This is a genomic window from Candidatus Scalindua japonica, assembly GCF_002443295.1.
GTDB classification, from domain to species: Bacteria; Planctomycetota; Brocadiia; order Brocadiales; family Scalinduaceae; genus Scalindua; species Scalindua japonica.
Map to the genome: position 1 here is coordinate 1 of NZ_BAOS01000016.1, position 15074 is coordinate 15074.

Here is a 15074-nt window from a genome sequence, read left to right on the forward strand (position 1 = left end):
ATTTTCCGCTATGAAAACAAAGTTTGACGAATTAAAAGATATGATCATTTGAGATATTATTGAGCATTATAATTGGTTTATTTTTTTTGTTTTCTAATATTTCTTTTATTGATTCTAAAATTTTAGTAATGTCTTGGTCTGTTTTTATCTCAACATTGATGCTTTCTGATTTTATAGTGATTTCCTGTCTAGGGTCTTTTTTTAACAATTCGGTTAGATAGGGTTGTATTGGTTCAAGAAATTCAAGAATAGTTAAAAAGGTTGTTGCTATAATATATAATTTAAAAGTAGATTTTTTTGTTACTTTGCCATCTGAATGCCCACTGCCTTTTACTTGTAAGTTCGGAAACGTTATATTGCAATTTGATATTGCTGCTTGAGATTTAATTTGGTTAATGAGATCAGTAGAATCACAGAAATCTTTTATTGTTAATTCTATTTTCATTTATCTAGTTGGCTCCTAACATTAATTTTTATATTTATTCTACAAATTAGTGAAAATATAAGACTGGCCAGTCTATTGCCAATTGTTATTATACGTGTTTCTGTAAAAATAAACTTAATCTATGAAAAGCATATCCATCAATTGATGAAGTCATATCTGTGTGATATGAATACTTATAAATAATATTAATTCTGAGGTTTATAATACTCAGGTAAGTATCAAAATCAAGAGGAAAAAAGAGTAGGGTGACTAACCATTATGTACTATCTATAGAGGTGCATAGCAAACGCCCTCGTAGCACAGGCACCGTCCCCGGATACGGGGAACATCGCAAATTAGTAAACCGAGGTTTCCTTTCCTTATTTACATTGACTCGAAAATCTAATTTGTTACTATTTTCCTTATTGAGTGGAAACCAATAAGCGTTCAGGCAGTTTCTGTACAAAGCGGTAATCTAGTTTCCACGCATGCCATTAAACCATATAATAACTTGCTGACCGACTAACGCCCAGGATTAGGAGTAAAAATGATACCAAAATATGAAGAAATAATGTTGCCTCTGCTCAAATATCTTTCGGACGGCCAAGAACATGGGTTAGGTGAAACCCATGATGTCCTAGCAGGACTATTCAAACTGACAGATGGGGAGATAAGAGAACTTCTTCCCAGCGGGAAACAGACTGTTTTTCGAAATAGAGTCGGTTGGGCTAGAACTTACATGAAAAAGGCTGGTCTTCTAATTTCATCCAAGCGTGCTCATTTCAAAATTAGCGACAAGGGGCTGAAATTGTTGAAAGAGAATCCAACCGAAATAAACTCCCAATTCCTTACACGCTATGATGATTTTGTGAAGTTCAAATCGCTAAAAAGAGAGAAAGAAGACGATGCTTCGTCTCAATCTGAGTTTATTGAAAGCAATACAGACCAAACACCGGAAGAATCTCTTGAATACGCATATCAAAAACTTCATTCCGAATTAGCAAAAGAGCTACTTGATATTATTAAAACATGCTCACCTGAATTTTTTGAAAAACTCGTTATAGATTTGCTTATTACAATGGGCTACGGAGGTTCAAGAAAAGATGCAGGCCAAGCAATGGGAAAATCAGGTGATGGGGGAATCGACGGTATAATCAATGAAGATAAACTTGGACTTGATGTCATATATCTTCAAGCGAAGAGGTGGGACAATGCCGTTCCCGTAAAAGAAATCCGTGATTTTACAGGGGCACTTGCATCTAAGAAGGCGAAAAAAGGGATATTCATTACAACTTCAAGTTTTCCAAAAAGTGTTTACGAGTTTGTCGGACAAGTAGAATATAAAATCATTCTGATTGACGGAGAACGACTTACAGATTTGATGATAGAACATAGTATAGGGTTATCGGAGGTGAACACCTATCGTGTTAAGTCTATTGACTCTGATTACTTTGAAGAAAATTAGCAAAACACATAACAAGACGCAACACCGGAAGGCAATTCCGATGCACACCATTGTTACCGATGAACTTTGGCATTTGCGAATAATTTATTTTAATTTAAAAGGGCATTTTTATGTTTGAACAAACTTTCAAAAATATTGACGATACGCTTTGGAAAGACGCTGGTTGTAGTAGCGAGCTGGATTATGTAGAACAAACTTCATGGGTTTTATTTCTAAAATATCTGGACGATCTGGAAAAGGATAAACAAACCGCTGCCGAGCTTTCCGGTAAAACTTACACACCTATTATTGACGAGAAATTCAAATGGGATGTATGGGCTGCACCCAAAGACGGTAATGGCAAACTCGACCACCACAAAGCATTAAGCGGCGATGATTTGGGTGAGTTCGTTGACCTGCAATTGTTTCCCTACCTGAAAAAAGTTCAAAGAACATGCGGAAAGCGCAGACACCATCGAATATAAAGTTGGCGAGATTTTCAGCGAGCTTAAAAATAGAATCCAAAGCGGTTATAATTTGAGGGAAGTGATTAACCTTGTTGATGAACTGCGTTTCCGCACCCATAAAGAGAAACACGAAATGTCCCATCTGTATGAATCCAAAATCAAAAACATGGGCAATGCCGGGCGTAACGGCGGAGAATATTACACGCCGAGGCCGCTGATCAAAACCATCGTAAAAGTAGTTGCCCCGGAAATAGGCAATACCATTTATGACGGTGCGGTTGGCTCCGCAGGCTTTCTGTGTGAAGCCTTTGAATATTTGAAAGCCAGCAAGAGCTTAACAACAAAACAAGCCGATACGCTACAACGAAAAACATTTTACGGCAAAGAAAAGAAATCACTGGCTTACATTATTGGCATTATGAATATGATTTTGCACGGCATCGAGGCTCCCAATATTGTACATACCAACACCTTGGCCGAAAACATTTCTGATATTCAGGAAAAAGACCGTTTTAACATTATACTGGCTAATCCGCCTTTTGGCGGGAAGGAACGCAAGGAAGTGCAACAAAATTTTCCCATTAAAACAGGGGAAACGGCCTTCCTGTTCTTACAGCATTTTATCAAAAAGCTCAAAGCCGGAGGCAGAGCAGGTGTGGTTATAAAAAACACCTTCCTTTCAAACACCGACAATGCTTCCGTCTCACTGCGCAAACAATTGATGGAAAGCTGTGACCTGCACACGATACTGGATTTACCCGGTGGTACATTTACCGGCGCAGGCGTTAAAACCGTTGTGCTGTTTTTTGAAAAAGGTGCACCTACTAAAAAAGTATGGGCATTTATTACCCTCCTTGGTTTTGCTCTATGGGATATGATTTGTTGAACATATAATACGATTGTTGGACGAAGCCGCTATCGCGGAGAACAAAATCGGAAATTTATTATATAATGTAACCTCACACCCTCAACGGGAGGGTGAATCTATTAACAAATAGGAGGTTACAGGTCTATGAAAACATTATCTCAATCCGATTTCAACAAAAATTACCAAACGCATCTAAAGCACCTACGCTTGAAAGGACTCCGGCCAAAAACAATCGAGGCTTATTCACGTGCCATCCGACGGATCGGTGATTATTTTGACAATCAGATACACGATCTATCTGAACAGCAACTACTTGACTATTTTTCCAATCTCCTCAATACCCATTCATGGAGCGCAGTCAAATTAGACCTCTACGGACTAAAGTTTTTCTACACTCATGTGCTTCATAAGCGTTGGGAGCAAGTAAATCTTATTAAACCACCCAAAACGCAACGTTTGCCCGATATTGTCACCATTAATGAAGCCCACCAACTTTTCCAGGTGACGAGAAAACTCAGTTACCGGGCCTTCTACTTTGTTCTTTACAGTCTTGGTCTCCGCCTGGGTGAAGGACTACGTCTTGAGGTTAGCGATGTCGATTCTCAGCGAATGCGGGTGCATATCCGCGATAGCAAAGGCAATAAAGACCGTTTCGTACCCCTGCCAAAGGTAACCCTGAATCTCTTACGCCGTTTTTGGCTTGTTCATCGCAATCCTGTCTTTCTATTTCCAGGCCGTCATGGTGGCTTGAAATCAGCCCACCTGGCAAAAACACCTCTGAATAGAAATGGCGTTCAGGCCACTCTGCGTAAGGTAGCCCGGGAGTGTGGAATTAAAAAAAAATTACACCACACAGTCTGCGACACAGCTACGCAACCCATCTGATTGAGGCGGGTGTTGATCTGCTTGAAGTACAAAAAATCCTCGGCCACCACAGTATTTTAACCACTGCCAAATATACCCACCTGACCTCTCATACAAATCGTAATGCCTTGCAATTAATTAATGATTTGATGAATGGTTTTTCCATAGAATGGGGGAATGTTATATGATATCTCTCTCCTCTATAATTGAGACCTTCATTGCTGACTTTATCACTCTTTATCATGGTTCGATCCTGCCAAGTCAATTCAAAGCCCTGGCAGCCATGAAGGATTGTCGCACTACGCAAAGCCGCGTCATGCTGGTCCAATGTAATGACTGTGAAAAACAGGTTTTTGTACCGCACTCCTGCGGTAACCGCAATTGTCCTCATTGTCAGAGTCATGAGTGTCAGCAGTGGTTGGAGCGTCAACTGAAAAAAGAAGTGCCTGCTGACTATTTTATGCTCACCTTTACTATACCCAAAGAGCTTCGATCATTAGCATGGCAGCATCAACGCTTGCTTTACTCGATAATGATACAGTGTTGTTGGGAAACCGTAAAAACCTTTGTCCAAAATGACAGCGTATTACAAGGAAACGCTGGAGCCATCACTGTTTTGCACACCCACTCTCGCTCTCTCGATTACCACCCGCATATCCATCTGGTAATGCCAGCCGGGGCCATCAATCAGAAGAAAAAGCTTTGGAGCTTCAAAAAAAGCGAAGGAAAGACGCGGTACCTTTTCAATCACAAAGCGCTGGCTAAAGTGTTTCGAGCAAAAATGCTCGATGCCGTGAACAAAGCGGCTCTTACGCTTCCAGTTAATTATCCCAAAACATGGGTCGTCGATTGCAAATTTGTCGGCAACGGTGAAAAGGCACTGGTCTATCTTGGTCGTTATCTCTACAAAGGGGTCATTCAAGAGAAAGATATTATTACGTGCAAAGATGGTCAGGTGACCTTTCGTTACCAGGATAGTAAGAGCAAAAAAATGCTCACAAGAACACTTCCCGGCCCGCAGTTTCTCAGGTTGATTCTCCAGCATGTTCTACCCAAAGGTTTCAGGCGAACACGGAACTTTGGTTTCCTCCACCCTAATAGCAAACGCTTGATTGCATTGCTTCAGTACCTTACCGGTATCAACCCGAATAAGTCGTCAGCCTGGTTCAGAGAGCGTCCAAAGCTTACGTGCAAATGCTGTGGAGGAATAATGAAGATCATAAAAACGATGATACCTCCATCACACAAATCCAGGTCTTTCCCCTACAAGTTAACAAAAGAGGAGGCTGTTCTGGTTATGTAATCGAATCCGCTATGCATCTAAGATTTGCAAAAACGGCATTATCGGGTCGAGATGGCCCCCGTTTGCCCAAATTTGAGGTAAAATGGCCGAAAAACCATGTTCTGTAGCTCCTAAAGCATGACGACAGCAATTGAAAAATCCACTTCTTTGGCTTCATAGCTTCTGCGGTAAAAAAGAGAAGCAATCTTCATAAGATATTTTCTTATACAATGTTTAGCACCCAAACAACGGGCTTGTCCAACAAACGGTTCAGATTGTGGTTCGTCCCTCACACAATCTAACCTTATTCGTTATAATACGCAGATAACAATCAAAATCAAGGGGAAAAGGCATTTTTAGGGGGTATAGGCGAGCAAAAAGCTATCTGGAATGTGGATTATACAAAGATTTTTATTTTCCCCATTTTTCCCCGTTTAATAATCACCATTTTTGGCACATAAAAATACCTTTAATAATCGTACCTTTAAATATTACATCATTCTTGACAAGTTATTTTATTATTATAATATAAGGCGATATTAGGTAATTGAGGAATAAATAAATGGAACAAATTCAAGAGCTTTACTCAAGAAGACCATTCATGTCAAGGAATGCGGATGAATACGATATTAGCCAAATCCTAGACCTCTTCGTAAGCCCATTTTCTGGGTTTACCACTCCATTCGATTACGAAAATAGCATTATCAAAGGACGGATGGGTTCAGGCAAGACAATGTATTTGAAAGCAAACTATGCGTATTACCTATACAGCATTGTTGAAAGCCTTGCTAATCAAGAAGAGGTGGTTTTGCCTGTAATGATAAAACTGAACGATTTTCAGCATCTTAGAGACCCATCTGAAATTTATAAAGCTATAGTGATAAAAATTATTGAAGAGTTGGCTTCGACATATATTCGTTTGCAAGATGCAAAACAAATGGCCAAAATCCATATGGGGATTAAATCTTTACCACCTGATTTATTACAAGGTCAAAAAATAGCTAACTGTCTAAATAAATTAGCAAAGCTAGGCTCCGTTGAGTATGCAGAGCGCATTACAACTGAACTTGGATTGAAAGGGGGTATAAAACCAAAATTTATTGAGATTTCAGCTGAATTCAAAGAACACAAACTTAATGAAATCAAATGCAAACCAAGTCCCGGAATCAAAGATATCGAAGAAAGTTATCAAAGTCTTCTTAGTGATCAAGGCGGTAAAATTATTCTTTTAATAGATGAAGCAGGTTCTCTTGACAAAAATTTCTTTCGTGGCAAAGATAATGATTCCCTTTTTTTAATACTAATGAATCAGTTACGAACAGCACCATTCATTCGAACAAAGATTGCAATTTATCCAAATTCATATCAGGACATACTCACTGAAACTCGCTATGGCGATGTTATCCTTCTTGAAAACAACATCATGGACAGCGATGGCTACAAGGAGTTTCGAAAGAAAACATGTCACATAATACAAAACTATATAAATTCGGAAGAAACAGACACTCCTATTAAAGCAGAGGATTTATTTGAAATAAATGTTAAAGAAAATTATGGTGATTGTATCGAACAGTTGATAAATGCATCAAACGGCAATATGCGCAGATTAATACAGCTATTGGAGGCATCAATGGAGGAAGCATACGAAGATCATAAGGGAGCAAACAAGATAAATCTAAAGCATGTCGCTGAAACCCTAAAACACCATGCAAGAGATACTGAGGGTCTTTACACAGAACCAGAGAGGGAACTTCTTCAAAATCTTGTAAAAGCGTGCAAAAGCCGTAGCACATATAAATTTGAATTCCCAAATATGTCACTTTCGCTAAATAAATACACATCTAGATCACAAGAATATAATCTTATTAATGTAGTACATGTTGGTACTGGTAGGAAGAGTAATATCTATGCTTTCGATTATAGCTTTTGTATTGCACACGATATCCCAACACACTATGAGCCGAGTTCCGAAAAAATAAATCGTGATCGATCACTTGCTAACGGCAGATGGGCACCAAGGGTTGCAAGAATAACTGATAAAGTTATTGAGCAAGCAAGTATCACTGCTAAAGTAGAAGGAGTTATCGATTTTGTATCAAAATCCAGTGGGTTTATACAAGGGGACGACGAACAAAAGTATTTTTTTACGGAAGACTATATAATCGATGATGATAAGAATAAGTCTCTATTTCAAGGGAGAAGAGTTCGGTTTATGCCGTTTATGTTTGGAGACAGTAAAATTTCTCAAGCTATAGAAGTGCTTTAGAATTATAGAACAAGCCGCTGCATCTTACCGCTATTCCACTGCACTCCATAGTGGGATTATTGAAGATAAAATTAACCGGTGGTATAGCAAAATAATACTATCAGGAAAAAACGCTTGAATTACTAGGCGTGAATAGTCTATAAAGCCTATTGTATGCTTACAAGAAAAAGTTATTAACGTCTGATAAGTGTGCGTTATTCTGTATTTTCTTTAGATATACAGGTTTATTTGGATATTATTGCAATGGCTTTGTTAATCAGAAACTGGTTATCTACTTGTTAGGCGTCAAAGACCAAGAGATTATGACTCCATAATGGCGGAAGAGAAAAAAGAAAGATTCCAACTGAAAGTTGGTAACATAATGCTTGAGACCACAAAAGTTCTTCCGGTGGTATTGAGCCTAGTGGTTATTGTTGTCGCTATCCTCGGGTTTCAGCTAATACGGTCAGGCAAGCTAACAAATATCGAATTTCAACCTGCAACAATTATTGCGCCTACTGATACCAACGTGAGCAAACGTTTACAAAGCCTAGAAGATAGAGTAAATGAACTCTCGGACATAATCAATACCTCTTCTCAGGAGATGCTAGCATCAATAGGTCTCGACAAAGTACAGAAGAGTGTAAAATCTGTATCTTCTGAACTCGATGCCCTCAAGGTTATAATAGTAGAGAACCCAGAGAAAGCCTTAGCAATTCCCCTCCTTAGAAAAGAGATGGACGAATTGGAGCACAAACATGCTGTGCTAGCCGTATCAACAAAAGATCAAATTGACAGGATTTATGACTTTTCTAAATGGTTTTTGGGTCTAATGATAACCTTAGCCATTGGTTTGATTACCATGGGTTTCGTTCGTAGGCCTAAAGGAGACAACTAACGAATAAGGTTAGATTGTGTGAGGGACGAACCACAATCTGAACCGTTTGTTGGACAAGCCCGTTGTTTGGGTGCTAAACATTGTATAAGAAAATATCTTATGAAGATTACTTCTCTTTTTTACCGCATAAGCTATGAAGCCAAAGAAGTGGATTTTTCAATTGCTGTCGTCATGCTTTAGGAGCTACAAAAAAAGCCTTGGTAACCATTTTACCTCAAATTTGGGCAAACGGGGGCCATCTCGACCCGATAATGCCGTTTTTGCAAATCTTAGATGCATAGCGGATTCGATTACATAACCAGAACAGCCTCCTCTTTTGTTAACTTGTAGGGGAAAGACCTGGATTTGTGTGATGGAGGTATCATCGTTTTTATGATCTTCATTATTCCTCCACAGCATTTGCACGTAAGCTTTGGACGCTCTCTGAACCAGGCTGACGACTTATTCGGGTTGATACCGGTAAGGTACTGAAGCAATGCAATCAAGCGTTTGCTATTAGGGTGGAGGAAACCAAAGTTCCGTGTTCGCCTGAAACCTTTGGGTAGAACATGCTGGAGAATCAACCTGAGAAACTGCGGGCCGGGAAGTGTTCTTGTGAGCATTTTTTTGCTCTTACTATCCTGGTAACGAAAGGTCACCTGACCATCTTTGCACGTAATAATATCTTTCTCTTGAATGACCCCTTTGTAGAGATAACGACCAAGATAGACCAGTGCCTTTTCACCGTTGCCGACAAATTTGCAATCGACGACCCATGTTTTGGGATAATTAACTGGAAGCGTAAGAGCCGCTTTGTTCACGGCATCGAGCATTTTTGCTCGAAACACTTTAGCCAGCGCTTTGTGATTGAAAAGGTACCGCGTCTTTCCTTCGCTTTTTTTGAAGCTCCAAAGCTTTTTCTTCTGATTGATGGCCCCGGCTGGCATTACCAGATGGATATGCGGGTGGTAATCGAGAGAGCGAGAGTGGGTGTGCAAAACAGTGATGGCTCCAGCGTTTCCTTGTAATACGCTGTCATTTTGGACAAAGGTTTTTACGGTTTCCCAACAACACTGTATCATTATCGAGTAAAGCAAGCGTTGATGCTGCCATGCTAATGATCGAAGCTCTTTGGGTATAGTAAAGGTGAGCATAAAATAGTCAGCAGGCACTTCTTTTTTCAGTTGACGCTCCAACCACTGCTGACACTCATGACTCTGACAATGAGGACAATTGCGGTTACCGCAGGAGTGCGGTACAAAAACCTGTTTTTCACAGTCATTACATTGGACCAGCATGACGCGGCTTTGCGTAGTGCGACAATCCTTCATGGCTGCCAGGGCTTTGAATTGACTTGGCAGGATCGAACCATGATAAAGAGTGATAAAGTCAGCAATGAAGGTCTCAATTATAGAGGAGAGAGATATCATATAACATTCCCCCATTCTATGGAAAAACCATTCATCAAATCATTAATTAATTGCAAGGCATTACGATTTGTATGAGAGGTCAGGTGGGTATATTTGGCAGTGGTTAAAATACTGTGGTGGCCGAGGATTTTTTGTACTTCAAGCAGATCAACACCCGCCTCAATCAGATGGGTTGCGTAGCTGTGTCGCAGACTGTGTGGTGTAATTTTTTTTTAATTCCACACTCCCGGGCTACCTTACGCAGAGTGGCCTGAACGCCATTTCTATTCAGAGGTGTTTTTGCCAGGTGGGCTGATTTCAAGCCACCATGACGGCCTGGAAATAGAAAGACAGGATTGCGATGAACAAGCCAAAAACGGCGTAAGAGATTCAGGGTTACCTTTGGCAGGGGTACGAAACGGTCTTTATTGCCTTTGCTATCGCGGATATGCACCCGCATTCGCTGAGAATCGACATCGCTAACCTCAAGACGTAGTCCTTCACCCAGGCGGAGACCAAGACTGTAAAGAACAAAGTAGAAGGCCCGGTAACTGAGTTTTCTCGTCACCTGGAAAAGTTGGTGGGCTTCATTAATGGTGACAATATCGGGCAAACGTTGCGTTTTGGGTGGTTTAATAAGATTTACTTGCTCCCAACGCTTATGAAGCACATGAGTGTAGAAAAACTTTAGTCCGTAGAGGTCTAATTTGACTGCGCTCCATGAATGGGTATTGAGGAGATTGGAAAAATAGTCAAGTAGTTGCTGTTCAGATAGATCGTGTATCTGATTGTCAAAATAATCACCGATCCGTCGGATGGCACGTGAATAAGCCTCGATTGTTTTTGGCCGGAGTCCTTTCAAGCGTAGGTGCTTTAGATGCGTTTGGTAATTTTTGTTGAAATCGGATTGAGATAATGTTTTCATAGACCTGTAACCTCCTATTTGTTAATAGATTCACCCTCCCGTTGAGGGTGTGAGGTTACATTATATAATAAATTTCCGATTTTGTTCTCCGCGATAGCGGCTTCGTCCAACAATAGCATCAACACAGACTGTCAACTTCGCTGGCAGCCGGTTATGACCTGTCTTTCCAATGCCAAAGGAAACATCTTCTCTATTGACAATTGACTTTTAGATTGGCAGGCCGCAATGGCGGAAGGCCGAATAACGAGTATGTACACGTGAGACCGAAATTGACAATACAACGAACAAATTGATGTTTTGGGCTATATGTAGTAAAATGACGGGTAAATGACATGGAGAAGACCGTATGGTATTCCAAAAAGGCAAGAAACTAGCGGGAGAATAGCGAAAAATGGCAAGATTTGAACAAGGAAATACTTTCAGTACAGGCCGGAAGAAAGGCTCACGGAATAAGCTTACAAATGATGTGAGAGCGGCGTTTCATAAGGCTTACGACGAGATGGGCAATAACAAGGTTGGTAAAGATGGCAAGCCTATGACTGGTCACGAAGCTTTCTTGGCGTGGGCACGAGACAACCAGACAGAGTTTTACCGCCTCTACGCTAAGATGATACCCAAGACGGCTGAATTTCCTGACGACCTGCACGAACATTTTGTCGATACGCTAGTTTTCGAGGAAGAACAGGTCAAGATGATCGAAGGCAATGCGAAAGTTGTTGATGTCACCGATACGAAACCAAAATAAGGCCGGAATGGGGATATAGTCGATTGATCGACTCCTACTTGTCCGGCTATACTGGTTTTTTGCCACTAAATTATGAATATAGTGAGTTGTGGCAAGGGGTTCATGCCATTTTTCTAATCAGGAATGCATACTATTTCCCAATAGAAACAAATCCTATTGTATTACTGAATGCGGTATTATATAATTCATCAAAGATTTTCACCTCTCCTGACATAAGCCAGTTGCTAAATCTATCCAATAGAGGTAACCAAACATAAGCAACAATATTCAACAGTAACAAATTATTTTTACTACATAAAAGCTGGCTTGACCCGCTGATATATCAAGAATATAAAACAAATCTACAGATTCGTAGCCCAGGTTTTGTTATAAATGCATGACAAAAAAGTTTTCAGTCGGTAATAAATTCCGGGAGATTTTAACTTACAAACACCACTACCAACCAACCCTGTAAAAAAAATTAAAAATCCTCATTATGATAATATTATATTACCTTTGACATTACACATTATTGGTATAGAATCAAGGTTTAATAATCAAAGAAGTAAGCAAGGGTTTCTTGCAGTATTTAACAGCATAATAACATTAGCGAAAACTGACGCTATGAATGTATTATTAATATATCCTGAGTTTCCTGATACTTTCTGGAGTTTCAAACACGCACTTAAGTTCATACGTAAAAAGTCATCATTCCCACCACTTGGACTGCTGACCATTGCGGCAATGCTTCCGAAAGAATGGTCACTACGCTTAGTAGATGCCAATGCAACAAAACTCACTGATAAAGATCTTAAATGGGCTGATTACGCGTTTTTCAGCAGCATGGTTGTTCAACGCACATCTGCCTATCAACTTATAAGACGATGTAAAGACGCTGGCATCAAGATTGTTGCCGGAGGTCCTCTTTTTACAAGCGAGTACGAACATTTTAAGGATGTCGATCATTTTGTACTTAATGAAGGAGAGATAACGGTACCCCCTTTCCTGGAAGACCTGAAAAATGGTTGTGCCAAACCGATATACAAAACACCCGAATTTGCTGATATTCGAGAAACTCCGGCCCCTTTATGGAAGCTGGCCGATTTGAAAAACTATGCCTCAATGAGTATACAATATACAAGGGGCTGCCCATATCAATGCGAATTTTGTGATGTAACAGCGCTATTCGGACGTCGTACACGGACCAAGAACACAGATCAGATCATTGCCGAACTCGATACTTTCTATAATCAGGGATGGCGCGGGAATGTATTCTTCGTTGATGACAATCTTATCGGGAACAGAAGAAGCCTGAAACAAGATTTACTACCCGCATTAATCAAATGGCAAACTGATCACCCGGGAGTAACATTTAACACTGAAGTGTCTATCAATCTGGCAAAAGACGAGTCATTAATGCAGATGATGTTCGATGCAGGGTTTAACACCGTATTTGTCGGAATCGAGACACCTGACACTGACAGCCTGGACGAATGCGGTAAGAAGCAGAACAAAGATCGTGATTTAGCCGAAGACGTGCGGATTATACAGCGAGCAGGATTACAGGTACAGGCCGGTTTTATTGTCGGGTTTGACAATGATACACCATCCATATTCCAACGACAGATTGATTTCATCCAGAAAACAGGAATTGTAACTGCAATGGTTGGTCTGCTTCAAGCTCCAACCGGTACAAAACTGTACGACCGGCTGAAAAAAGAGGGAAGGCTGCTCGGGCTGATGACAGGTGACAATGCAGACGGTTCGACAAATATAATCCCGAACAACATGGACGCAGACACATGTAGAGAGGGGTACAAAAAAATACTAAGACATATCTACTCCCCTGATAATTATTATAAACGCATCATGACACTCTTCAAAGAGTATAAATCACCCAAAATCAAGAGCAGAATTAAATTTGAACATATTGTAGGATTGGTGAGTTCTATTTACCACCTCGGTATTATGGGTAAGGAGCGAGTCCAATTCTGGAATCTTCTGTTATGGACGACTGTTCATCGCCGCGAATTATTTCCACTTGCCGTTACTCTTGCAGTATATGGCTATCACTTTCGTAAAATCAGTGAGCTACACATCCTTTAAAAACTCACTGTATTATACAAAAAGGTCCTGCAGTTTCTATTACATCATGAACAATTACCAACAAATTTAGCCTACTTCAAACTTCCTGTCCGATCTGATTGGTCAGACTGATAGACACCTCTGACCTTTTATGAAATGGGTTTTTGATTGACTCTATAAAATACGTGTGCTAACATCTATGAGTTTAAAAAACTACATAACCAGATGAATTTTATATATTTATGACTTATGAAGATCGCGTATTTTGATTGTTTCTCCGGCGTCAGTGGTGATATGGTCATTGGATCCCTGATTGATGCGGGTTTCAGCCAGAAAAAACTTAATGAAGAACTCACTAAACTGAGCCTGGACAACTATGAAACTGACTCGAAAAAAGTCCTTCGCTCTGCAATTACCGGAACAAAATTCAATGTGACAATAAAAGAAGATAGTAAAAATGATGAACACCACAAAAGAAGAACTCTTAAAGATGTATCCGAAATTATTAACAAAAGCTCACTGAGTAAAAGTGTAAAAAGTGACAGCATCAGAATCTTTGAAAACCTGGCAAACGCGGAAGCAAAGGTGCATGACACGTTACCGGAAGATGTTCATTTTCACGAAGTTGGTGCTATTGATTCAATTGTAGACATCGTTGGAGCTGTAATTGCTTTTCATGATCTTAAGATCGAAAATATATATTTTTCTCCAATAAGAACAGGAACAGGGTTTGTAAAATGTCATCATGGGCAGTTCCCAATCCCAGCACCGGCAACTGTAGAGCTATTAAAAGGGCATCACGTAATAGGTACGAACATACAACATGAACTCACAACACCTACCGGAGCGGCTATTTTAACAACTTTAGGTGTTAATGTAGAAAAGTACCCGGATATTTCACTGTTACAGATAGGATACGGTGCAGGCAATCATGAAATCGCGGAAGTACCTAATCTACTGAGAGTAATGATTGGTGAAACAACTACAGTTGGTGGACAGGATGAAGTCTGGATGGTAGAGACAAATATTGATGATATGCCCGGAGAGCATTTTGGCTATTTACTCGAAAAGATGTTAGATGCCGGAGCATTGGACGGATACATAACACCTGTACAAATGAAAAAATCACGTCCGGGAATATTAATCAGTATTATTGTTGATGATGTGCATCTGTCAAAAGTGGAAAAAATCATGTTCGAACAATCTACGACATTTGGAATCAGAAAGTATAAAGCAAGTCGTAAGAAGCTAGATAGAAAACTGGTTGATGTTGAAACTGAATTTGGGACCATCAAAGTAAAGATAGGCATGTTGAACGGAAGCATCAAGAATATTACCCCGGAACATGAGGACTGCAGAAAAATTGCGGATATAAATGCACTTCCGTTAAAACTGGTTTATAATGCAGCTATAAATGCGGCCCAGTCAATCAATGATAGAAACATATAACATTTAAGAAA

At 39.9% G+C, this 15074-nt stretch carries 11 protein-coding genes and 3 pseudogenes; 10 read left to right on the forward strand and 4 right to left on the reverse strand.

Features of this window, described 5'->3' with window-relative positions; all coding sequences use genetic code 11:
- Positions 1–31 precede the first annotated feature (31 nt).
- Positions 32–445 carry a hypothetical protein gene (locus SCALIN_RS09775; RefSeq protein ID WP_096894326.1) on the reverse strand — a complete coding sequence of 138 codons (414 nt, stop codon included), beginning with the start codon at positions 443–445 and terminating at the stop codon, positions 32–34.
- A 526-nt stretch (positions 446–971) separates the two neighbouring features.
- Here SCALIN_RS09775 and SCALIN_RS09780 point away from each other — a divergent pair.
- The 4 genes and pseudogenes from SCALIN_RS09780 to SCALIN_RS09800 all read left to right on the forward strand — a co-directional run bounded on the left by SCALIN_RS09780 (position 972) and on the right by SCALIN_RS09800 (position 5370).
- Positions 972–1889, forward strand: coding sequence for a restriction endonuclease (locus SCALIN_RS09780; RefSeq protein WP_096894327.1), 918 nt, complete (start codon positions 972–974; stop codon positions 1887–1889).
- A 110-nt stretch (positions 1890–1999) separates the two neighbouring features.
- Positions 2000–3179, forward strand: a pseudogene (locus SCALIN_RS23900) (class I SAM-dependent DNA methyltransferase); the annotation flags it as partial.
- Positions 3180–3347: 168 nt separating this feature from the next.
- Positions 3348–4255: pseudogene (locus tag SCALIN_RS09790) on the forward strand (tyrosine-type recombinase/integrase).
- The gene (locus tag SCALIN_RS09800) at positions 4252–5370 is read left to right on the forward strand and encodes an IS91 family transposase (RefSeq protein WP_096892569.1); all 1119 of its coding nucleotides are present in this window, start codon (positions 4252–4254) and stop codon (positions 5368–5370) included. The pseudogene SCALIN_RS09790 and the gene SCALIN_RS09800 overlap by 4 nt, the downstream one beginning before the upstream one ends.
- A 110-nt stretch (positions 5371–5480) precedes the next feature.
- Here the strand turns inward: SCALIN_RS09800 and SCALIN_RS22120 are convergent, their stop codons facing one another.
- Entirely contained in the window at positions 5481–5642 is a 162-nt protein-coding gene (locus tag SCALIN_RS22120) for a hypothetical protein (RefSeq protein ID WP_162532133.1), read from the reverse strand.
- A gap of 269 nt (positions 5643–5911) precedes the next feature.
- Between SCALIN_RS22120 and SCALIN_RS09805 the strand changes: the two genes are divergently transcribed.
- From SCALIN_RS09805 to SCALIN_RS22125, 3 genes are all read left to right on the forward strand, one after another.
- Positions 5912–7615, forward strand: coding sequence for an ORC-CDC6 family AAA ATPase (locus SCALIN_RS09805; protein ID WP_096894328.1), 1704 nt, complete (start codon positions 5912–5914; stop codon positions 7613–7615).
- Positions 7616–7928: 313 nt separating this feature from the next.
- Complete coding sequence (locus SCALIN_RS09810) at positions 7929–8492, forward strand: hypothetical protein (RefSeq protein ID WP_096894329.1); 564 nt, start codon at positions 7929–7931, stop codon at positions 8490–8492.
- 18 nt (positions 8493–8510) lie between these two features.
- The gene (locus SCALIN_RS22125; RefSeq protein WP_162532245.1) at positions 8511–8672 is read left to right on the forward strand and encodes a hypothetical protein; all 162 of its coding nucleotides are present in this window, start codon (positions 8511–8513) and stop codon (positions 8670–8672) included.
- Positions 8673–8782: 110 nt separating this feature from the next.
- On the opposite strand, the gene SCALIN_RS09815 is transcribed toward SCALIN_RS22125, so the two are convergent.
- A complete protein-coding gene (locus tag SCALIN_RS09815; protein WP_096892569.1) occupies positions 8783–9901 on the reverse strand; it encodes an IS91 family transposase in 1119 nt (372 codons plus the stop codon).
- Positions 9898–10805: pseudogene (locus tag SCALIN_RS09825) on the reverse strand (tyrosine-type recombinase/integrase). Before SCALIN_RS09825 ends, SCALIN_RS09815 begins: the two are co-directional and overlap by 4 nt.
- 391 nt (positions 10806–11196) lie before the next feature.
- Between SCALIN_RS09825 and SCALIN_RS09830 the strand changes: the two are divergent.
- From SCALIN_RS09830 to larC, 3 genes are all read left to right on the forward strand, one after another.
- Positions 11197–11550, forward strand: coding sequence for a hypothetical protein (locus SCALIN_RS09830; RefSeq protein WP_096894330.1), 354 nt, complete (start codon positions 11197–11199; stop codon positions 11548–11550).
- A 603-nt stretch (positions 11551–12153) separates the two neighbouring features.
- Complete coding sequence (locus SCALIN_RS09835) at positions 12154–13635, forward strand: B12-binding domain-containing radical SAM protein (protein ID WP_096894361.1); 1482 nt, start codon at positions 12154–12156, stop codon at positions 13633–13635.
- A 228-nt stretch (positions 13636–13863) separates the two neighbouring features.
- Entirely contained in the window at positions 13864–15063 is a 1200-nt protein-coding gene (larC, locus tag SCALIN_RS09840; RefSeq protein WP_096894331.1) for a nickel pincer cofactor biosynthesis protein LarC, read from the forward strand.
- Positions 15064–15074: the final 11 nt, after the last annotated feature.